The following is an 18,021-nucleotide window of genomic DNA, read 5'->3' on the forward strand; positions in this document are numbered from 1 at the left end:
CGGTTCGTTAAAGCTGGTGCCCGGTCCGGTCGCGCTTCGTCGCCAGATATTGCTCGTTATATTTGTTCGTCGGCAGCGCGAGCGGAATGCGCTCGACGACCTCGACGCCCTCGCGTTCCAGCCGCGCGACCTTCTCCGGATTGTTCGTCATCAACCGGATGCGCGGAATGTTGAGCAATTGGAGCATCCGTCCCGCGATCGCAAAATCGCGCGCCTCGACCGGGAAGCCCAGCCGCAGGTTCGCGTCCACCGTGTCATAGCCCTGATCCTGCAGCGCATAGGCGCGCAGCTTGTTGACCAGCCCGATCCCGCGCCCTTCCTGCCGCAGGTAAAGCAGCACCCCCCAAGGCGCATCGGCCATCGCGTGCAGGGCCGCGTGAAGCTGCGGTCCGCAGTCGCATTTCAGGCTGCCGAGCACGTCGCCGGTCAGACATTCGCTGTGCAGCCGCACCACCGGCGGGCTCGCGTCGCGCTTGCCGATAACGAGCGCGACATGGTCCGACGCCTCTTCGGGAGTCCGAAAGGCGACGATCTCGGCGCCTTCGCTGGCCTCGACCGGGAGGCGGGCGCGGGCGGCGATATGGAGGCGCGTAGGGTCGAGCAACGCGTCGACATCGGCGGCGTTGCAGGCGGTTTCGGCGCCGCCCGCCGCTTCGCGCACGAAAAAGGCGGGGAGCAGGCCGGCGTGGCGTGCCATCAGCATCGCGGCCATCGCGGCGGCCTCGCCGCCGGTCGCCTGGGTACGGAACGGGCCTTTGAGCGGATTGGCAAGGTCGAGTGCCGGGTCGGCGATCGCCAGTCCCGCCGCGACGCTGGTCGCGGCACCGGTCAGCCGCACCGGTCCCGGCGCGGCGGCGGCACGCTGGTTGGTGAGCTTCAGCGTCACCGCGCGCTCGCCCGACAGCAGCACGTCGGCGACACCATCCTCAAAATCCGCCAGCGTGGCATCGCTCGCGCTCTCGATCGCCAGCAAATCCAGAACGCCGTCGTCGCCGGTCACGCGCACCGGCCAGCCGCGGCGCAGCGCATCGACCGCGCGCGCCGCCCGGCGGGCGCCGCCATCCATGCGCGCGGCGTCGCTCAAAAATCGAACTCGGTAATCAACGGGATATGGTCCGACGGCCGTTCCCAGCTGCGCGCCGGCCGGACGATGCGGTGCGACACCGCCTTCGTCAGCAAGTCGGGGGTCACCCACATATGGTCGAGCCGGCGGCCGCGGTTCGACAATTCCCAATCCTTGGCGCGGTAGCTCCACCAGGTGAAGAGCGGTGTCGGCGCCTCGATGAAATGACGGCCAAGGTCGACCCATTGCGACGCCGCCTGCAGCTTCGCCAGCGTCTCGACCTCGATCGGCGTGTGGCTCACGACGTCCAGCAACGCCTTATGATTCCATACGTCGCTTTCGAGTGGCGCGACGTTGAAATCGCCGGTCAGGACCGTGGGCTGGTCGAGCGCCCCCGACCATTCGGTCATCCGCGCGTAGAAATCGAGCTTCTGCCCGAATTTCGGATTGATCTCGCGGTCGGCGACGTCGCCCCCGGCTGGGATATAGACATTGTCGAGCCGCACGCCGCCGGGCAGCGTGACCCCGACGTGGCGCGCCTCGCCATTGGCCTGCCAGTCATATTTGCGGACGTCGGCCAGCGGAACCTTGCTGACGATCGCGACGCCATGGTGCATGCGCTGGCCGTGGGTGACGATATGGGTGTAGCCAAGGCTGCGGAACATGTCGGGCGGGAAGGACACGCATTCGACCTTGGTTTCCTGCAGGCACAGGACGTCGGGCGCTTCCTCGCGCAGGAATTTCTCGACGATGCCGATGCGGGCGCGGACGCTGTTGATGTTCCACGAAGCGATGCTGGTTGTCATGGCGTGGCTCTATCGGCGCGGCGCGCGCGGTGCAATGCGATTGCGGGCAGGGCGGCGACCGGCGCCAAACCCAAAATTAAACCCCCGTTCCAGGGGCGGTGGAACGGGGGTTCAAGGTCAGCGTTCGTCACGCTCTTGAATGAAGGTGCCTGGCACTCGGTTGGGGCAACAGGGGGAAACCCAGAACCGGGGGCCGTGTTGGCGCCTTCGAGAGTGGGAATACCGCCCCTTCCCTGTCGCCAAGCTGAACGAAAATCTGGCGGATATGGGCGGTTTTGCAGTTCGTCGATGCTGGGCGGCGGTTGGTCCGAAAAAACGGCGCCGAATCCGCTTCGTGGGATTCGGCGCCGTTCATATTCGGCTGTGGATAAGTTCGCGTCAGCTTCCGCGGCCGCGCGAGCGCGGGCGGGGGTCGGTCCATTTGAACGCCGAATCGGCGACCGCAACGTTGAACTTCTGGTTCGTCAGGTCGATGCGCGTGCGGTTGTTTTGCGAATCGAGCGCGACCCAGCCGCGCAGGCGCAATCCGGCGGGCGCGGCGCCGTCGCGCACGAACACCATGGTGATCGTGCCATATTCGGGGCGCTTGGGATCCTTGACCTCGACACTCACGACATCGTCGCTGCTTGTCGGCAGGACCTTGGCATATTTGGTGAGGTCGCGGTCGGGATCGAGCAGCGCGCCGAGCGGCGAATTCTTCACCGGCCAGCGCTGGACCTGCTTCACCTCATAATCGATCATCGTCAGCGAACTGCCGTCGCCGACGATCAACAGGGGCACGCCCTTCTGATACTGGAACCGGATCTTGCCGGGGCGTTTCAAGGTCAATTGTCCATTCAGCCGCTGGCCGTTGCGATCGGTCTGGACGAAATCGGCGGTCATCGAACTCGTCGCGCGCAGGTGCGACTGGACCGAGGTCAGCGTATTTGCCGACTGCGCGATCGCCGGCGCGCCGAACGCCAGCGCCGTGGCGGCGGCGGGAACGAGCGCCAGCGCGGCGGCGCGTGTCAGGGTCAGGCGGGGAAAATTCAGGGTCATGATGTTCTCATTCTGCCATAAGGACGGCCGGGATATGCCGACCCGGCGTTGAACCCGCCGTGAACCCGGCGTTGGAGGCTGTTCAAGTCGCGAGCATCTGCTTTGGTTCCCCTGCCGCCTAGCGTTGCTGTCCATATTGATCGGTCAGCACGTCGCGCCGGCCGACATGGTTGGGGGGACTGACGAGGCCCTCCTCCTCCATGCGCTCGATCATCCGCGCCGCACTGTTATACCCGATGCGCAGCTGGCGTTGCAGCCAGCTCGTCGAGGCCTTCTGGCTCTCGACGACGATCTGGCACGCCTTGGCATACATACGATCCTCGGCGCTGTCGCCGCCCGCAGGGGCGCCCTCCATCGCGAAGCCGCCGTCCTCGGGATCCTCGGTGACGCTCTCGACATAGTCGGGCTGGCCCTGGCCGCGCCAATGGTCGGCGACCGCCCGCACCTCGTCGTCCGACACGAACGGGCCGTGGATGCGGGTGATCTGCTTGCCACCGGGGACATAGAGCATGTCGCCCTTGCCGAGCAGCTGCTCGGCGCCCGCCTCGCCCAAAATCGTGCGGCTGTCGATTTTCGACGTGACGTTGAAGCTGATACGTGTCGGCAAATTCGCCTTGATGACGCCGGTGATGACGTCGACCGACGGGCGCTGGGTCGCGAGGATCAGGTGGATGCCTGCGGCGCGCGCTTTCTGCGCGAGCCGCTGGATCAGGAATTCGACCTCCTTGCCCGCGGTCATCATCAAATCGGCCAGCTCGTCGACCACCACCACGATTTGCGGCAGCGGCGCGTAATCGAGTGTCTCTTCCTCATAGAGCGGCTGACCGGTTTCGGGGTCGTAACCGACCTGGACCCGCCGTCCGAGCGACTTGCCCTTCGACAGCGCGGTGCGGACCTTGTCGTTGTAGCTCGCGAGGTTGCGCACCGACAGCGACGACATCATCCGGTAACGGTCCTCCATCTGCTCGACCGCCCATTTGAGGGCGCGGATCGCCTTCTTGGGCTCGGTCACCACCGGAGCGAGCAGGTGCGGGATGCCGTCATAGACGCTGAGTTCGAGCATCTTGGGGTCGATCATGATCAGCTTCACCTGATCGGGGCCGAGCCGGTAGAGCAGCGACAGGATCATCGCGTTCAAACCGACCGACTTGCCCGACCCGGTGGTGCCCGCGATCAGCAGGTGCGGCATCGGCGCGAGATCGGCGATCACCGGGTCGCCGCTGATATTCTTGCCGAGGATGATCGGGAGCGCTCCGGTCTGTTCCTGGAACAGCGCGCTGCCGATCATTTCGGACAGCACCACCGATTCGCGGACCGCGTTGGGCAGCTCGATGCCGATCACCGTGCGCCCCGGGATCGGCGCGATGCGCGCCGACAGCGCCGACATGTTGCGCGCGATGTCGTCGGCAAGGTTCGACACCCGGCTCGCTTTCGTCCCCGGCGCGGGCTCGAGTTCGTACATGGTGACGACGGGGCCGGGGCGCACCGCGGTGATCACGCCCTTGACCTGGAAATCCTCGAGCACCGATTCGAGCAGCCGCGCGTTGCGTTCGAGCCCCGCCTTGTCGATCTGCCCGGTCGGCGCCGGCGGCGGCTCGGCGAGCAGGTCGAGCGACGGCATCTGGTAATTGGTGAACAACTCGGTCTGCGGCTTGGCGCGCGGTTTCGACGGCTGGGTGCGCTGCGCCGGGTCGGCAATCTCGGGCGGTGCCCGCTCGCTCGGCTCGGCGCGGGCGCGCGGGCGGATGACACGGCCCATCAGCGACGGCGCCTTCGCATCGGCGGCAAGCGCGGGGGCCGGCGCGACGACGCGGCCACCCTCGACGGCGGGCAGCCGAAGCCGCGTCCACCAGCCGGGTTCGAGCCGCAGCGCGCGCCACGCGAGCCAAAGGCCGACGCCGATCAACAGCAGGATCGCGGCGAAGCGGACCAGCGCCGCGCCGGGTTCGCCGATGCGGTCGAACCACGGGTCGACCGCGCCGCCGACGATCAACGCGATGATCCCGCCCCAGCCCGCGGGAAGCGGGGCATTGCTGTCGGGGGTCCACAGTTGTGCGCCGAGGCCGACGAGCAAGATCGCGATGAAGACGAAAGCGAGCTGGCGTTTCCAATAGGGCTGCGCCTCGCCAGTCCACAGCCGCCAGGCGATCACGCCGAGCAGGGGTAGCAGCAGGGTGATCGCAACCCCGCCGACGAACAGCAGCAAGTCGGCAAACCACGCCCCCGCGCTGCCCATCCAGTTCGACGGATTGCCCCCCGCCGCGGTGTGGATCGCAGCATCGGTGCCGTCATGGGTGATCAGCGCCAGCGTCAGGAACAGCGTGAAAGCGCCAAGCGTCAACGCCGCGCCGATCACCAAAGATCGCGCGATGCTCGCCCGGAAAACGGTGCGCCAATCGGCCTTTGCGGCGACGGGCTTGCGGCTGGCCATGCTGAAATCGGTCCCCACTGGAATTAACCACGGCGATATGCACATGCGCCGGACTCGTCGTCAAGCGCGGCTCCCAACCGATCTGTGGGTTATGAAGGGGTTTCGCGCAAAGACGCAAAGGCACGAAGAAGAAGGTTCGGGCCGACAGGCCCCTCATCCCATGAACGGTGCGGTGGTCGCGGCGTTCGGATGGCGCGCCGCCTCGCGGATGGCGCGACATCTTCGAGTCTTTGTGTCTTTGCGCGAAACAAATAATTCCGGCCCGTCGGCCCGCGCCACACCGCTTTTCAAGCGCCGCATTGCCGTCTAGGGCGGGGTCATGAGTGACGTACAGCGCAGCGACGTAATCATCTCCGGCGGCGGCCTTGTCGGCCAGGCCCTGGCCCTCGCGCTCGCGCATCATGGCCTCTCCAGCCAGGTCGTCGATCCCGCCGATCCACTGGCGACGATCGCGCCCGGTTTCGACGGCCGCGCCTCGGCGATCGCCAGCGCGACCTGGCAGATGTTCGAAGTGCTCGGCCTCGCCGATCGGCTCGCCGGTCATGGCTGCCCGATCCGTGCGATCAAGGTCAGCGACGGCGTGCCAAAAGAAAACGGGCGTTCGGGCGAACTGGATTTCGAAACCGGGGCCGACGATCCCGCGCTCGGCACGATGGTCGAAAACCGCCAGCTTCGTCTTGCGCTCCGCGACGCGCTCGCCGAAGCCCCGCTCGCACGCCTCATTATGCCCGCGCAGGTGGTGGACCGCGACATCGGCCCACACGGCGTCACGCTGACCCTTGCCGACGGCGCGAGACTGCAGGCGCCGCTCCTGATCGTCGCCGAGGGCCGCCGCTCGCCGACGCGCGACGCCGCGGGGTTCAGCATCGCCAACTGGTCGTACCACCATCATGCGATGATCGGCGCGGTCGTGCACAGCAAACCGCACAATCGCGTCGCGCACGAAATCTTCTTTCCTTCAGGGCCCTTCGCGCTGCTCCCGCTTGTCGACGACGCGCAGGGCCGCCACCGTTCGGCCTTCGTGTGGACCGTCGCCGAAAAGGACGGGCCGGGCTTCGCCAAATTGGGCGAGAGGGGCTTTGTCGCGGAACTCGAAAAGCGCGCGGGCGACCTGCTCGGCAAAATGGAACTGGTCGCGCCGCGCATGACCTATCCGCTCGGCTTCCACCATAGCGCGACGATCGTCGCCGACCGGGTCGTGCTCGTCGGCGATGCCGCGCATGGCATCCATCCGATCGCCGGGCAGGGACTCAACCTCGGCCTGCGCGACGTCGCGGCGCTCACCGAAGTTCTCGTCGAGGGGGCGCGGCTCGGCCTCGACCTCGGCGACGCGGCTTTGCTCGCGCGGTACCAGCGCTGGCGCGGGCTCGACAGCCTGATGGTCAGCCTCGCGACCGATGGCCTCACGCGTCTCTTCGGCATTCCCGGCCGCACCGCCGCGGCGGTGCGCCGCGCCGGCCTCGGTGCGGTGCAGCGATTGCCGATGCTCAAACGCTTCTTCATGGACGAGGCGCGCGGCGAAGCCGGTGACCTGCCCCGCCTGCTCGCGGGGGCGGAGGTTTAAGCCCACCCCATTTTTCCGTTCGTGTCGCGCGACGTCGAGACGCCTCGATGGCGCGTGCGACCGATGGGCATCTCGACGTCGCGCGCTGCAAACGGGTATCTTGCCCATCCCTACGTATTTCCACCTACGTCCCAGGCACGCCCCCGCTAACCATGACCCCATAGCCTGTCCCATGCGGTAACGACCCGCCGCGCAGCAGGAGCCGGACCATGTCGGTGAGCAGCCACGCCCTCGAAGCGGCGGTGACCGATTGGATCGCCGCGCGCGCTGCCCTCGATGCCGAGCCCTCGCCGCGCCGCCGCGTCCAGGCCGACCGCGCCTTCGCGCGCCTCGCCGCCGCAGCTTCTCCACGCGTCCGCTATTTCATCCGCCGCTACGGACTGTCATCGGTCGCCGACGATTCCGAACAGGCGTGTGCGATCGCGCTCCACCGCGCCGCGCAAAGCTACGACCCACGCCGCGCGGCCTTTGCCACCCATATGAACTGGCAGATCCGCGCCGAACTACAGGCGCTGCGACACCGCCTCCACGGCGACCAGCGCCGCGCGCCGCACCGGTTTGCCACCGCAACGCTGTCGCTGGACGATCCGGGCATCGGCGACCTGCTCGTCGATCCCGGTGCCGAAGCCGCCGCGGAAGGACGGGCCGCCGACTATCTCGCAGGCCGCCTTGCCGATTGCCTCGCCGACGACTGGGCGCGGCGCCGCGACGCCGAATGGCAAAGAGGAAAGGCAAAGCTCGCGGCGCATCACAGCCTCGTGCGCCGGCATCTGACCGCAATCCAACCCGCGGGCCGCCTGTCCGAAAGCCATCGTCATATCGTCCGCGCCGCCTTCGCCGATATGGCGCAGCATCTCTTGCCGGCGGGTCGCGCCTGATTTTACTGCAGCGTCGAACGCCCGTCTTCGCCGTCGAAGCGGCCGAAGAACTGCATCAGCTGGACAACCAGTTCGGCGCGTTCGTCGATCGATGTCGTTTCCAGCAGCGCCTGCTTCGCCGCGGCATCAAACGGCGCGACCTGCGCGATACCGTTGACGAGCGTCGCATCGTCGAGCTGGCCGACCGCATTCCAGTCGACGACATAGCCCTGCCGTTCGGCGAACCGCTTCGCCTCGCGTTCGAGGCTGGCACGCTCGATGCTCGCCAGCACCGCATCCTCCTCGACCTCGCTCTCGATTTCCGCCTCGACCTGCCGAAACGGTGTCGTGACGTCGAGTTCGCGGCGGACGCGAAACCGCGCCACGCCCTCGAGCACCAGGTTGAAGCGCCCGTCGTCGAGCGCCTCGACGTCGATGATCTTGCCGACGCAGCCGACGTCGTAGAGCGCCGGCGGCTCGCGATCCTCTTCGCCGGGCAGCACGCGCGGCTGGATCATCCCGATCCGCCGGTCGCGCACCAGCACCTCCTGCACCATCGCGCGATAGCGCGGCTCGAAGATGTGCAGCGGCAGGTGCAGCCCGGGAAACAGCACCGCGCCGGGCAGCGGAAAGATCGCGATCCGCTGGATGGTCAGGGGCGCGGTATCGCCCATCAGCCGAACAGGATCAGCGACAGCCGGCGGCGCTGCGCCGCGACCCACGAATCTTCGAGCCCGACGGCCTCGAACAGCGACAGCAATTTCGCGCGCGCGGCATCTTCCTGCCATTCGCGATCCGCCGCGACGATGTGGAGCAGATTGTCGGCGGCAGCGTCGCGCCTGCCGGCGCCGATCTGCGCGGCGGCAAGGTCGAATCGCGCCTGATGGTCGCCCGGATCGGCCGCGACCGCGGCTTCGAGCGCCGCCAGTTCGCCAGCGTCGGGGGCATCGGCGGCGAGCGCATAGGCGCTCTTCGCCTGCGCGATCGCGGGATCGTCGGCGATCTCGGCGGGGATCATGTCGAGCAGGCCCTGCGCACTCGTCAGGTCGCCCGCGAGGACCAGCGCGCGAATCAGCCCGCCTTGCGCCGCCGCATTGTCGGGTGCCATCTCGAGGATCTGGCCGAAGATCGAGGCCGCGCGTTCGCCGTCACCCTCGGCGAGCACGCCCTCGCCCATTTCGATCAGCGGGGCGATCTCGACGGCGCGGGCGCTTGCGGCGCTTTCGATCGGCAATTGCGCGAGCAACTGGTCGAGCATCGCCTTGATCTGGCTTTCGGTGCGAGCGTTGGTCAGGTTGGCGACCGGCTGGCCCTGGAAGATCGCATAGACGGTCGGGATCGACTGGACCTGGAACTGGCCGGCGATGAAGCGATTCGCATCGACGTCGATCTTGGCGAGCAAAACGCCCTTGTCCGCATAATCGGCAGCGACCTTTTCGAGAATCGGGGTCAGCTGCTTGCACGGCCCGCACCATTCGGCCCAGAAATCGAGGATGACGAGGTTCGACATCGACGGCTCGACGACGTCGCGGCGGAACGCTTCGACGGCGTCCTTTTCTTGCGGGTTCAGACCCAAAGTGGCCACGGGGTTATTGCTCCTGTTGAATGCCTGTCGTTCTTATGTGGGATTTGTGCCCGATATGCCAACCCTTCGGGGCCAATCGTGCAGGAAAAGCATGAAGGGGGGTTGCCGACTCCAAAAGCCGATGCTAAGCGCCCGCCTCACCCGCTGGAACCGACCGGTTTCAGCCGCCAGAGCGGGCGTAGCTCAGGGGTAGAGCACAACCTTGCCAAGGTTGGGGTCGAGGGTTCGAATCCCTTCGCCCGCTCCAGTCTTTCCCGTGGCTTGCGCCGCGGGCCGTCATCGGGCTTCGGTGACCCTCACCGACTGGCTTACCAGCTCGATCTCGCGATATGCGGTCAGAAAAGCGATGTCCGCCGCGTCGCGGCCGACACAGATTCGGGCCATCGCATCGCCGCGCGCCATGCCGGTGGCATCGACCGGGTACCAGTCACCCGCGAGATAGACTTCGGCGACGGCGTGGAAATCCTGCGGCTCAACGCCCAGCGCATAGGCGCTCGCCATGCGCGCGGGAATATGCGCGGCGCGGGCAAGCGCGATCATCACATGGGCATAGTCACGGCAGACCCCGCGCCGTTCGACGAAGCTGTCGAGCGCGCCGGTTTCGGATGTGCTTGTCCCCGCGACATAGGTGAAGCGGCTTTCGATCCAATCGCGCATCCGCGCAATCTTCGCCCCGCCTTCCAGTTCGCCGAAGCGCCGCTCGACGAAGGCGTGAAACTTGTTCGAGGGGCAATAGCGCGATTCGTTGAGATAGGGGACCGCCCCGGCCGGCAAGCGGTGCAGTGGGACCGCGGCGAGGAGGGCGAGATCAGGGGCGGGACGGTCGATCGCGACCCGCGCGCGATAGTCGACACGCAATTGTCCGTGCTCGCGCAGCCAGATCGGCTCGCAAATGCCATTCGGCGTCGGCACGCGCGCCAGATGGTCGGGGTTGCCGAGGTCGAGCGATGCGTCGAGTACGCGCTGGCCATGGCCGTCGGCAGCCTCGATCTGCAACATCAGGTCGACCGGTTCGGGCAGCCGGTAATTTAGGGAAGCGGAAATTTCGAGTTTCATCTATCGCCAACGCATGGGGGAAAGATCGGTGCCGCTAGGCGCAGTCGCACCAAAGGGCAAGCCGCGCTGCCCCCGCCGCCAACCATAGGATCCTTTGTGACCGCTTCGCGTACCATCCCCTTCATCGTCGCGACGATCTTCATCGACGCGATCGGGTTCGGCATCATCATGCCGGTGTTGCCGCAACTGGTGATGGAGATCGGCAGGGTCGACCTTGCCAGCGCGATGGGAATCGCGACGGCGATCGGACTGGTGATGGCGGTCGCGACCTTCCTCGCCTCCCCCGTCCTCGGCAACCTGTCGGATCACTTTGGGCGGCGGCGCGTGCTGCTGCTGTCGCTGGCCGGCCTCGCCGCCGACTATGTGCTGCTGACCATCGTCCATACGCTCCCCTGGCTGTTCGTCGCTCGCGCCCTGTCGGGCATTTTCGGAGGCAGCGTTGCCGCTGCGCAAGCGGCGATTGCCGATGTCACCCAACCCGAAAACCGCGCGCGAAACTTCGGCTTCGTCGGTGCGGCCTTTGGCGTCGGCTTCGTCGTCGGGCCGGTCATCGGCGGTTTTCTGGGCGAAGTCGGGCCACGCGCGCCCTTTGTCGCCGCCGCGCTGCTCGCGGCGGCGAACATGCTCTATGGCTTTTTCATCTTCCCCGAAACGCTTCCGGCCGAGCGCCGGCGTAGCTTCGACTGGCGCCGCGCCAATCCGTTCGGCGCGTGGAAGACGATGCGAGGGCTGCCGGGGATGAGCGGCATCGCGACGGTGCTGACCCTGTGGCAGATTTCCAGCCTCGTCTATCCGATGACGTGGAGCTTCTATTGCATCGCACAGCTCGGCTGGTCGCCAAAGATGATCGGCGCTAGCCTCGCCGCGGTCGGGGTCGCCATCGCGCTCGGCCAGACCTTCGTGGTCGGCCCCACGGTCCGCCGCTTCGGGGAACGCGACGCGGCGACGATCGGCATCCTCGTCGCGGTGACCGTCTATATCGGCTATGCCTTTGTCGACACGACATGGGGGGCGTTCCTGCTCATCGTGCCGATCATGTTCCAGGCGCCGGTGCAGCCATCGCTCAACGCGCTGATGTCGCGGCGCGCGAGCGCGGCGATGCAGGGCGAGGTCCAGGGGATTTCGGCGATGGCGATGGGGCTGGGGCAGATCGTCGCGCCGACGCTGTTGATCGGCACGATGGCCTGGTTCACCGGCGACAAGGCGCCCGTGCATTTTCCCGGCGCGGCGTTCCTCGTCGCGACAATGTTCGGGCTGCTCGCGCTACTGATGCTGCGCCGCCTGCCGCGCGTCACTCGGACGAGCGACGAAGCTGCGCCCGATCAGATGCCGCCGTCGGTCACCGCATAGCCCGCAGCCTCGAGCCCCGCCGTCACCGCAGCGACGCACGCCGCGACCGCCTCGGCCGAGGTCGAGCGAACAACGAAATTGGCGCCGACTTTGCCGTCGCGAAAAAAAGGGTAGCTGCCGATCGCGACGCCCGCATGGTCCTTTTCACCCTGGCGCAGCAGGTCGGCGACCTCGCTTTCGGGCGCCCATGACCCGATCGTATGCGCGACGAGCGGCGCCCCGCCTTCGAGTTCGCCGGTCAAAGCGTCGAGCATCCCAGCCGTGATATGCGGCACCCCCGCCATCACGAACAGATTGCCGATGCGGATGCCTGGCGCGCCCGACATGCGGTTCGGGATCAGCTCGGCGCCGTCGGGGGTGCGCGCCATGCGCAGCCTCGCCTCGGTCAGTTCGCCGCCGCGCGCGGTATAATAACGTTCGAGGATCGCGCGCGCATCGGGATGGACGATAACCCCGACGCCGAGCGCCTTGGCGACCGCGTCGACGGTGATGTCGTCGTGGGTCGGGCCGATGCCGCCGGTGGTGAAGACATAGTCGTAGCGCGCGCGGATCGCGTTCAGCGCCTCGACGATCTCTTCCTCGACATCGGGGACGATGCGCACTTCGCGCAGGCGAATCCCCTGCACGTCGAGCCAGGTCGCGATCTGCGCGACATTCTTGTCCTGCGTGCGGCCCGAGAGGATTTCGTCGCCGATCACCAGTACGGCGGCGGTCCAGATGCGTTCGTCGCTCATCGCTTTGCCTTAGCCCGCTGGCATGACAAAACAAGTCCGGTGGCACAGCAGCAATGTTCCTGTTATGTTCTATCCCGACTCGCCAAACCAAGGGAGATGCACGATGGCCGATGAGCTGATTTTCTATACCAACCCGATGTCGCGCGGGCAGATCGTCCGCTGGATGCTCGAAGAGGTCGGCGCACCCTATGAAACCCATATCCTCGGTTATGGCACCTCGATGAAGGACGAGGCCTATCTGGCGATCAACCCGATGGGCAAGGTTCCGGCGATCGTCCACGACGGCAAGGTCGTTACCGAGTGCGCCGCGATCTGCGCCTATCTGGCCGACGCCTTTCCGGACGCCGGTCTCGCGCCCGCCGCCGATGCCCGCGCCGATTATTATCGCTGGATGTTCTTTACCGCCGGGCCCGTCGAGCAGGCGATCACCGCGAAGCATTTCGGGATCGAACCCGACGCCGATCAGCAGCGCTCGGCGGGCTTCGGAACGCTTGAGCATGCACTCGACGCGCTTGAAAGCGCGGTCGCGGGCAAGACGTATGTCGCGGGTGACAAATTCACCGCCGCCGACGTCTATGTCGGCAGCCAGATCGACTGGGGGCTGCAGTTCGGCACGATCCCGAGCCGCCCGGCATTCGAGGCCTATGCCGCCACCCTGCGCGAGCGCGACGGGTATAAGCGCGCCAAGGTGATCGACAATGGCCTGATCGCCGAGATGCAGGCGGCGAATCCGGCTTAGGGCAGCGCCCTGATCAGCTCGACCGCCAGCGGTGCGAGGCGGCGAATCTGCGGGTCTTTCGATTCGGAGGCGCTGACATAGATGGCCGAAGCAAAGGCGGTGCTGTTGTGGATCGCCGCGAGACCGGCGGCGCCGGCATAGGCGTCCCGCCAGCGCGGGCTGGCGTCGGGGTGCAATGATTGGAACCATGCCGCCCAGGCGGCATCATCGATATCGGAACGCCGCGCGAGATAAAGGATCGGGCCGGCGAGACGCCCCGGTTCGCCATGGACATAATAGGGCGATGCGGCGGGCGCGACCTGCGCCGCGATCGCTGCGAGCAGCCGGTCGGCATCGGCGCGCGACAGGCGCGGGTTGAGCGCCAGCTGAAGCATCAGGTCGGCGCCGTGCGCGACGCCGTGGCGCCAACCCTCGCCCGCCGTGAAGCCGCGATAGTCGGTGACGCCGCGCAGATAGATGGCGCCCGCCTCCGCGAGCGCGTGGAGTTCGGCGTCTGTCAGAAAGGGCTCGATCCGGTCGGCGCGGGCGACCTCTGCCAGCGCCAGCGCAGCGAAGGGACGGCGAAAGCCTGACGCGTCGCCGGGTCCGGCCATCATCGCCTGCAGGCGCGCATTGGCGTGGCGCATCAGCGCCGGCTCGACCTGTTTGCCGCGCAATCCTTCGGACCAGAGGGTGAAGGCAAAGCCGTCACGCACCGCCGGGTCAGGATCGCCAAGGCAGGCAAGCAGCGCGTCGATCGTCGCCGCATCGGCCTTTGGGAAATAGTGGGCGGCATAGACCTTGAGATCGCTGTCCGCCGGGCGTCGGATGACGCACTTGTCCGTTTCACTTGCGGTCGCCGGCGTCGCTGCCGCCATCGTGGTCAAGCCGATGACGGCCCATATCGCCTTCATTCCGCCCGCTCCTCCCCAAATGAAAGAGCCCGGCGAATCGCTCCGCCGGGCTCCTTGCATCAGTTGTTCATCCGTCCGCTCAGTCGCGGCTGCCCAGCAGGTTGAGCAGGAAGGTGAACATGTTGACGAAGTCGAGATAGAGGTTCAGCGCCCCCATGATCACGGTCTTGCCCATCATGTCCGTCCCGCGGACGTAGAAATACATGCTCTTGATCTTCTGCGTGTCATAGGCGGTGAGGCCCGCGAACACGAGCACGCCGACGATGCTGATCGCCAGCATCAGCGCGGGCGACTGGAAGATGAAGGCGTTGAGCAGCATGGCGACGATGATGCCGATGACGCCCATGATCAGGAAGGTGCCGAAGCCCGACAGGTCCTTCTTGGTGGTATAGCCATAGAGGCTGAGACCCGCGAAGGCAGCGGCCGTCGCGAAGAAGGTCTGGGCAATCGAACCCATGCCGAAGCGCAGGAAGATCGTCGACATCGACAGGCCCATGACCACGGCAAAGGCCCAGAAAAGGCCTTGCATCGCAGCGGTCGACAGCTTGTTGATGCCGAAGCTAAGCACCAGCACGAAGGCCAGCGGCGCCAGCGCGACGACGAACCACAGCGGACTGGTCACCATCGAAGCGGTGAAGCCTGACTGGAAAGCGAGCAGGGCGACGATGCCGGTGAGCAGCACGCCCGATGCCATATAGTTGTAAACCGACAGCATGTACGACCGCAGGCCGGCATCGACGGCCTGGTCCGTTGCAGTCGCTGCGGCGCCAAAACCGGAAGCCGCCATATTGGGGTCGTTCCAATTAGCCATTGTTTTCACTCCATCATTGGCCAGCCCATACCGGCCATAGCCGCAATATCGTTATTTTTTCCCGCGCTTTCAAGCGAAACCGGACAAGAGGCTTTCCGCGCGCCACCGCAAGCGCTTATGCTGGGTCCGCCATGTCGACCCACCGCCTGTTCGTCGCGCTGCGCCCGCCGCACGCCGTCCGCACCGCGCTGATCGCCGCGATGCACGGCATTTCGGGCGCGCGTTGGCAGGTCGACGACCAGCTGCACCTGACTTTGCGCTTCATCGGCGAAGTCGACCATCACCGCGCCGAAGATATCGCCGCCGCACTCGGTGCGCTGCACGCCCCCGCCATCCTGGCCCGGATCGCGGGGGTCGATTTGTTCGAGCATCACGGACGCCCGCACATGATCTGGGCCGGGGTCGAACCGCATGCGCCGATCGCGGCACTGCACCGCAAGGTCGACCAGCTGCTCGCGCGCGTCGGCGTCGCGCCCGAGACACGCGCCTTCGTACCGCATATCACGCTGGCGCGGCTCAATCGCGGTTCGGGGCCGGTAGCCCCCTTCCTCGCGCTGCACAGCGATCTCGCGAGCGAGACTTTCGCTTTCGATCATGTCACCTTGTACGAAAGCGAGATGGGGCATGGCGGATCGCGCTATCAACCCGTCGCGCGCTATCCGCTCGATCCAGTGGCATCGACGACGAGTGCCGCCGCGACCGCGCTGACATCGTCCCAGGTTTCGGCAAAGCCGTCGTCCGCGCCATAATAGGGATCGGTGACGCTGTCGCCGGCGCGGCCCCGCACCAGGTCGAGCATCAGCATCAGCCGCGCGGTCGCATCGGCGGGCGCGAGGGCGCGGGCGTCGCGCAGGTTTTCGGCATCAGCGGCGAGGATCAGGTCGAAGCGGGTGAAGTCGCCGGGCGCGAGCTGGCGGGCGCGCAGATCCGAGATGTCGACGCCGCGGCGCCGCGCTTCGGCCAAGGCGCGCGGGTCGGGCGGGCGCCCGACATGCCAGTCGCCGGTGCCCGCCGAATCGAGCGTCGCGGCGATGCCCGCATCGGCGAAGGCGGCGCGCGCCGCACCCTCGGCGAGCGGCGAGCGGCAAATGTTGCCGAGGCAGAGGAAGAGGATCGCGGGGGCCGTAACTTCTCGATCATCGCGCATATCGCCGATCCTTCCTGTAAAGTTGAACCGACTTTCAACTTGCGCCGTCGTTCGGCTCTGCTAGCCATGGGCCATAACAGATAATGGGTGAGGGAGAGGGTTGCCAGATGGCCGAGAACGACACGACCGGCGCGCCGGTTCCCGCCGAGCCGCGCGCCACCGGCTATAGCTGGTATGTGCTGGCGGTGCTCGTCGTCGTCTATATCCTGAACTTCATCGACCGGCAGATCCTGAGCATCCTCGCGGTCGACGTCAAGGCCGACCTGGGCCTCGACGATGGCGACCTCGGCTTCCTTGGCGGCGCCGCCTTCGCGGTCTTTTACGCGCTGTTCGGCATCCCGCTCGGCCGGCTCGCCGACAATTGGAGCCGGGTGAAATTGCTGTCGATCGGCCTGACCCTGTGGTCGGCGATGACCGCGCTGTCGGGCTTCGCCTACAACAAGCTGACGCTGACGCTCGCCCGCATGGGCGTCGGCATCGGCGAAGCGACCGCCAGCCCCACCGCTTACTCGCTGATCTCCGACTATTTCCCGAAGCGGCAGAAGGCGACCGCGCTCGCGATCTATTCGTCGGGGCTGTACATCGGCGGCGGCGTGTCGCTGTTTATCGGCGCGCTGATCGTCGAGACATGGGGCCGGGCCTATCCCGCGGGCGGCCCGCTGGGGCTGGTCGGCTGGCAGGCGGCGTTCCTCGCGGTCGGCATCCCCGGCCTGATCGTCGCGCTGTGGGTCGCGACGCTTCGCGAGCCGGTGCGCGGCGCGATGGACGGGGTGGCGAGCCCGAGTTCGCCCAGCCCTTTCCGCGAGTTCGGCAAGGATTTGTCGATGATCGTTCCGCCGCTGACGCTGTGGGGGGCGTGGAAGCGCGGCCCGGCGGCGCTGGCGATCAACATCGGGGTCGCGATCGCCGTGTCCGCCTTTGCCTGGTGGATGATCGAACTCACGGCGAACGAAGCGCAATGGATGGCGGTCGCGCTCGGCTATTATGCCGTTTTTTCGTGGGCCAGCACGCTGCGCGCGCACGATCCCGCGACCTTCCGCCTGATCTGGGGGACGCCCGCCTTCATCTGCACCACGCTCGGCTATGGCCTCGTCAGTCTCGCCGCCTATGCGCTCGCCTTCTGGTCGGCGCCCTATGCCGAGACGGTGCTGGGTATTCCCAAGAAGGAACTCGCCTTCTGGCTGGGCGCGAACGGGGCGATCAGCGGTTTCGTCGGGGTGATCATCGGCGGACGAATCGCCGACTATCTGCGCGCGCGCAACCCCGCGGGCCGCATCGTGATGATCATGTTCGGCGTCGTCGCGCCGGTGGCCCCGATCTGGATCGGCTATACGACCCCCGACCCGACGCTGTTCTATGTGATGAATTTCCTCGCCGGGGCGTTCGGCGCGACCGCACTCGGCGCGGCGGCGGCGACGACGCAGGACCTGGTGCTGCCGCGGATGCGCGGCACCGCGACCGCCGCCTTCTTCCTCGGCACGACGCTGGTCGGCCTGTCGTTCGGCCCGTATATGGTCGGGCAGATTTCGGTCATCGCCGGCGACCTGCGCATGGGCATATTGTCGCTGATCGGTGTCGCGCCGATCGCACTCGGGCTGTTGATCTATGCTTATCGCGCGGTGCCGCGGGCCGAAGCGACGATCGTCGAGCGCGCGCAGGTTTAAAATCGCCCGACGGGGCCCGTTTTGGGATGTGAGAAGCGGACATAACACTCCTCCCTGTCGCGAAGCGATGGGGAGGTGGCAGCGGCAAAGCCGCTGACGGAGGGGCCGACGCCTTCGGGCGTCGTGCAACCTTTCGGCCCCTCCACCACCGCCTGCGGCGGCGGTCCCCCTCCCCATGGCCTGCGGCCACAGGGAGGATTTGATGGCCACTCCCGCCCGAACCCCCGCCAAGCGCCGTTGCAAAATCCCCGCCGCGCTTTCTGCGGCCAGTCGTGGCTTTCGC

The 18,021-nt window shown here is 66.8% G+C and carries 18 protein-coding genes and 1 tRNA gene; 8 read left to right on the forward strand and 11 right to left on the reverse strand.

Translation table 11 applies throughout. The features are described from left to right. Window positions 1–7 precede the first annotated feature (7 nt). The 4 genes from ribA to ASD67_RS06765 form a co-directional block, all read right to left on the reverse strand. On the reverse strand, window positions 8–1,066 hold the full coding sequence (gene ribA / locus ASD67_RS06750; RefSeq protein ID WP_056345100.1) for a GTP cyclohydrolase II: 1,059 nt from the start codon (window positions 1,064–1,066) through the stop codon (window positions 8–10). A 14-nt stretch (window positions 1,067–1,080) separates the two neighbouring features. After that, window positions 1,081–1,869: an exodeoxyribonuclease III gene (locus tag ASD67_RS06755; protein WP_056345102.1), complete on the reverse strand. Its 789-nt coding sequence runs from the start codon at window positions 1,867–1,869 to the stop codon at window positions 1,081–1,083. 378 nt (window positions 1,870–2,247) lie between these two features. Continuing rightward, window positions 2,248–2,907, reverse strand: a complete 660-nt coding sequence (locus ASD67_RS06760; protein WP_056345105.1) for a LolA family protein — start codon at window positions 2,905–2,907, stop codon at window positions 2,248–2,250. Window positions 2,908–3,025: 118 nt separating this feature from the next. Next, window positions 3,026–5,338, reverse strand: coding sequence for a DNA translocase FtsK (locus ASD67_RS06765; RefSeq protein ID WP_056345107.1), 2,313 nt, complete (start codon window positions 5,336–5,338; stop codon window positions 3,026–3,028). Between ASD67_RS06765 and ASD67_RS22965 the strand changes: the two genes are divergently transcribed. The 3 genes from ASD67_RS22965 (at window position 5,337) to ASD67_RS06775 (ending at window position 7,780) form a co-directional block, all read left to right on the forward strand. Beyond that, window positions 5,337–5,648 (forward strand): hypothetical protein, encoded by a 312-nt coding sequence (locus ASD67_RS22965; RefSeq protein ID WP_156377599.1) that lies wholly within the window; start codon window positions 5,337–5,339, stop codon window positions 5,646–5,648. The genes ASD67_RS06765 and ASD67_RS22965 overlap by 2 nt on opposite strands. Before the next feature lie 9 nt (window positions 5,649–5,657). After that, window positions 5,658–6,902: an FAD-dependent monooxygenase gene (locus ASD67_RS06770; protein ID WP_056345110.1), complete on the forward strand. Its 1,245-nt coding sequence runs from the start codon at window positions 5,658–5,660 to the stop codon at window positions 6,900–6,902. Between the two features lie 209 nt (window positions 6,903–7,111). Further along, on the forward strand, window positions 7,112–7,780 hold the full coding sequence (locus tag ASD67_RS06775; RefSeq protein ID WP_056345113.1) for an RNA polymerase subunit sigma-70: 669 nt from the start codon (window positions 7,112–7,114) through the stop codon (window positions 7,778–7,780). Window positions 7,781–7,782: 2 nt separating this feature from the next. Here ASD67_RS06775 and ASD67_RS06780 read toward each other — a convergent pair whose 3' ends face one another. After that, a complete protein-coding gene (locus tag ASD67_RS06780) occupies window positions 7,783–8,433 on the reverse strand; it encodes an LON peptidase substrate-binding domain-containing protein (protein WP_056345121.1) in 651 nt (216 codons plus the stop codon). Next, window positions 8,433–9,344, reverse strand: a complete 912-nt coding sequence (locus ASD67_RS06785) for a tetratricopeptide repeat protein (protein ID WP_056345124.1) — start codon at window positions 9,342–9,344, stop codon at window positions 8,433–8,435. Before ASD67_RS06785 ends, ASD67_RS06780 begins: the two co-directional genes overlap by 1 nt. 172 nt (window positions 9,345–9,516) lie before the next feature. On the opposite strand from ASD67_RS06785, the gene ASD67_RS06790 reads away from it, so the two are divergent. Further along, window positions 9,517–9,591: transfer RNA gene (locus tag ASD67_RS06790), tRNA-Gly, on the forward strand. A 29-nt stretch (window positions 9,592–9,620) separates the two neighbouring features. Here ASD67_RS06790 and ASD67_RS06795 read toward each other — a convergent pair. Further along, window positions 9,621–10,400 carry a transglutaminase-like domain-containing protein gene (locus ASD67_RS06795; protein WP_056345126.1) on the reverse strand — a complete coding sequence of 260 codons (780 nt, stop codon included), beginning with the start codon at window positions 10,398–10,400 and terminating at the stop codon, window positions 9,621–9,623. Window positions 10,401–10,496: 96 nt separating this feature from the next. Here ASD67_RS06795 and ASD67_RS06800 point away from each other — a divergent pair, with 96 nt between their 5' ends. Further along, on the forward strand, window positions 10,497–11,750 hold the full coding sequence (locus tag ASD67_RS06800; RefSeq protein ID WP_056345130.1) for an MFS transporter: 1,254 nt from the start codon (window positions 10,497–10,499) through the stop codon (window positions 11,748–11,750). Here ASD67_RS06800 and ASD67_RS06805 read toward each other — a convergent pair. Next, entirely contained in the window at window positions 11,723–12,484 is a 762-nt protein-coding gene (locus ASD67_RS06805) for a competence/damage-inducible protein A (protein WP_056345133.1), read from the reverse strand. The genes ASD67_RS06800 and ASD67_RS06805 overlap by 28 nt on opposite strands. A 103-nt stretch (window positions 12,485–12,587) precedes the next feature. Here ASD67_RS06805 and ASD67_RS06810 point away from each other — a divergent pair, with 103 nt between their 5' ends. Continuing rightward, window positions 12,588–13,223 (forward strand): glutathione S-transferase family protein, encoded by a 636-nt coding sequence (locus tag ASD67_RS06810; RefSeq protein WP_056345136.1) that lies wholly within the window; start codon window positions 12,588–12,590, stop codon window positions 13,221–13,223. Here ASD67_RS06810 and ASD67_RS06815 read toward each other — a convergent pair. Then, the gene (locus tag ASD67_RS06815; protein ID WP_056345144.1) at window positions 13,220–14,116 is read right to left on the reverse strand and encodes a DUF2785 domain-containing protein; all 897 of its coding nucleotides are present in this window, start codon (window positions 14,114–14,116) and stop codon (window positions 13,220–13,222) included. The two genes, ASD67_RS06810 and ASD67_RS06815, sit on opposite strands and share 4 nt — an antisense overlap. Before the next feature lie 79 nt (window positions 14,117–14,195). After that, entirely contained in the window at window positions 14,196–14,927 is a 732-nt protein-coding gene (locus tag ASD67_RS06820) for a Bax inhibitor-1/YccA family protein (protein ID WP_056345147.1), read from the reverse strand. A gap of 131 nt (window positions 14,928–15,058) precedes the next feature. Here ASD67_RS06820 and thpR point away from each other — a divergent pair, with 131 nt between their 5' ends. Next, window positions 15,059–15,676, forward strand: coding sequence for an RNA 2',3'-cyclic phosphodiesterase (thpR, locus tag ASD67_RS06825; protein ID WP_056345151.1), 618 nt, complete (start codon window positions 15,059–15,061; stop codon window positions 15,674–15,676). Here the strand turns inward: thpR and ASD67_RS06830 are convergent. Next, the gene (locus ASD67_RS06830; protein WP_056345154.1) at window positions 15,583–16,074 is read right to left on the reverse strand and encodes a low molecular weight protein-tyrosine-phosphatase; all 492 of its coding nucleotides are present in this window, start codon (window positions 16,072–16,074) and stop codon (window positions 15,583–15,585) included. The two genes, thpR and ASD67_RS06830, sit on opposite strands and share 94 nt — an antisense overlap. Window positions 16,075–16,181: 107 nt before the next feature. Here ASD67_RS06830 and ASD67_RS06835 point away from each other — a divergent pair, with 107 nt between their 5' ends. Continuing rightward, window positions 16,182–17,738 carry an MFS transporter gene (locus ASD67_RS06835; protein WP_056345157.1) on the forward strand — a complete coding sequence of 519 codons (1,557 nt, stop codon included), beginning with the start codon at window positions 16,182–16,184 and terminating at the stop codon, window positions 17,736–17,738. Window positions 17,739–18,021 lie beyond the last annotated feature (283 nt).

It is taken from the genome of Sphingopyxis sp. Root1497, assembly GCF_001427085.1.
Taxonomy (GTDB): Bacteria; Pseudomonadota; Alphaproteobacteria; order Sphingomonadales; family Sphingomonadaceae; genus Sphingopyxis.

Bases quoted from the DNA above. Each gene is read 5' to 3' on its own strand.
- ribA (WP_056345100.1), bottom strand. From the start codon at position 1,066: ATGGATGGCGGCGCCCGCCGGGCGGCGCGCGCGGTCGATGCGCTGCGC.
- ASD67_RS06755 (WP_056345102.1), bottom strand. From the start codon at position 1,869: ATGACAACCAGCATCGCTTCGTGGAACATCAACAGCGTCCGCGCCCGC.
- ASD67_RS06760 (WP_056345105.1), bottom strand. From the start codon at position 2,907: ATGACCCTGAATTTTCCCCGCCTGACCCTGACACGCGCCGCCGCGCTG.
- ASD67_RS22965 (WP_156377599.1), top strand. From the start codon at position 5,337: ATGCTGAAATCGGTCCCCACTGGAATTAACCACGGCGATATGCACATG.
- ASD67_RS06765 (WP_056345107.1), bottom strand. From the start codon at position 5,338: ATGGCCAGCCGCAAGCCCGTCGCCGCAAAGGCCGATTGGCGCACCGTT.
- ASD67_RS06770 (WP_056345110.1), top strand. From the start codon at position 5,658: ATGAGTGACGTACAGCGCAGCGACGTAATCATCTCCGGCGGCGGCCTT.
- ASD67_RS06775 (WP_056345113.1), top strand. From the start codon at position 7,112: ATGTCGGTGAGCAGCCACGCCCTCGAAGCGGCGGTGACCGATTGGATC.
- ASD67_RS06780 (WP_056345121.1), bottom strand. From the start codon at position 8,433: ATGGGCGATACCGCGCCCCTGACCATCCAGCGGATCGCGATCTTTCCG.
- ASD67_RS06795 (WP_056345126.1), bottom strand. From the start codon at position 10,400: ATGAAACTCGAAATTTCCGCTTCCCTAAATTACCGGCTGCCCGAACCG.
- ASD67_RS06805 (WP_056345133.1), bottom strand. From the start codon at position 12,484: ATGAGCGACGAACGCATCTGGACCGCCGCCGTACTGGTGATCGGCGAC.
- ASD67_RS06810 (WP_056345136.1), top strand. From the start codon at position 12,588: ATGGCCGATGAGCTGATTTTCTATACCAACCCGATGTCGCGCGGGCAG.
- ASD67_RS06815 (WP_056345144.1), bottom strand. From the start codon at position 14,116: ATGAAGGCGATATGGGCCGTCATCGGCTTGACCACGATGGCGGCAGCG.
- ASD67_RS06820 (WP_056345147.1), bottom strand. From the start codon at position 14,927: ATGGCTAATTGGAACGACCCCAATATGGCGGCTTCCGGTTTTGGCGCC.
- thpR (WP_056345151.1), top strand. From the start codon at position 15,059: ATGTCGACCCACCGCCTGTTCGTCGCGCTGCGCCCGCCGCACGCCGTC.
- ASD67_RS06830 (WP_056345154.1), bottom strand. From the start codon at position 16,074: ATGCGCGATGATCGAGAAGTTACGGCCCCCGCGATCCTCTTCCTCTGC.
- ASD67_RS06835 (WP_056345157.1), top strand. From the start codon at position 16,182: ATGGCCGAGAACGACACGACCGGCGCGCCGGTTCCCGCCGAGCCGCGC.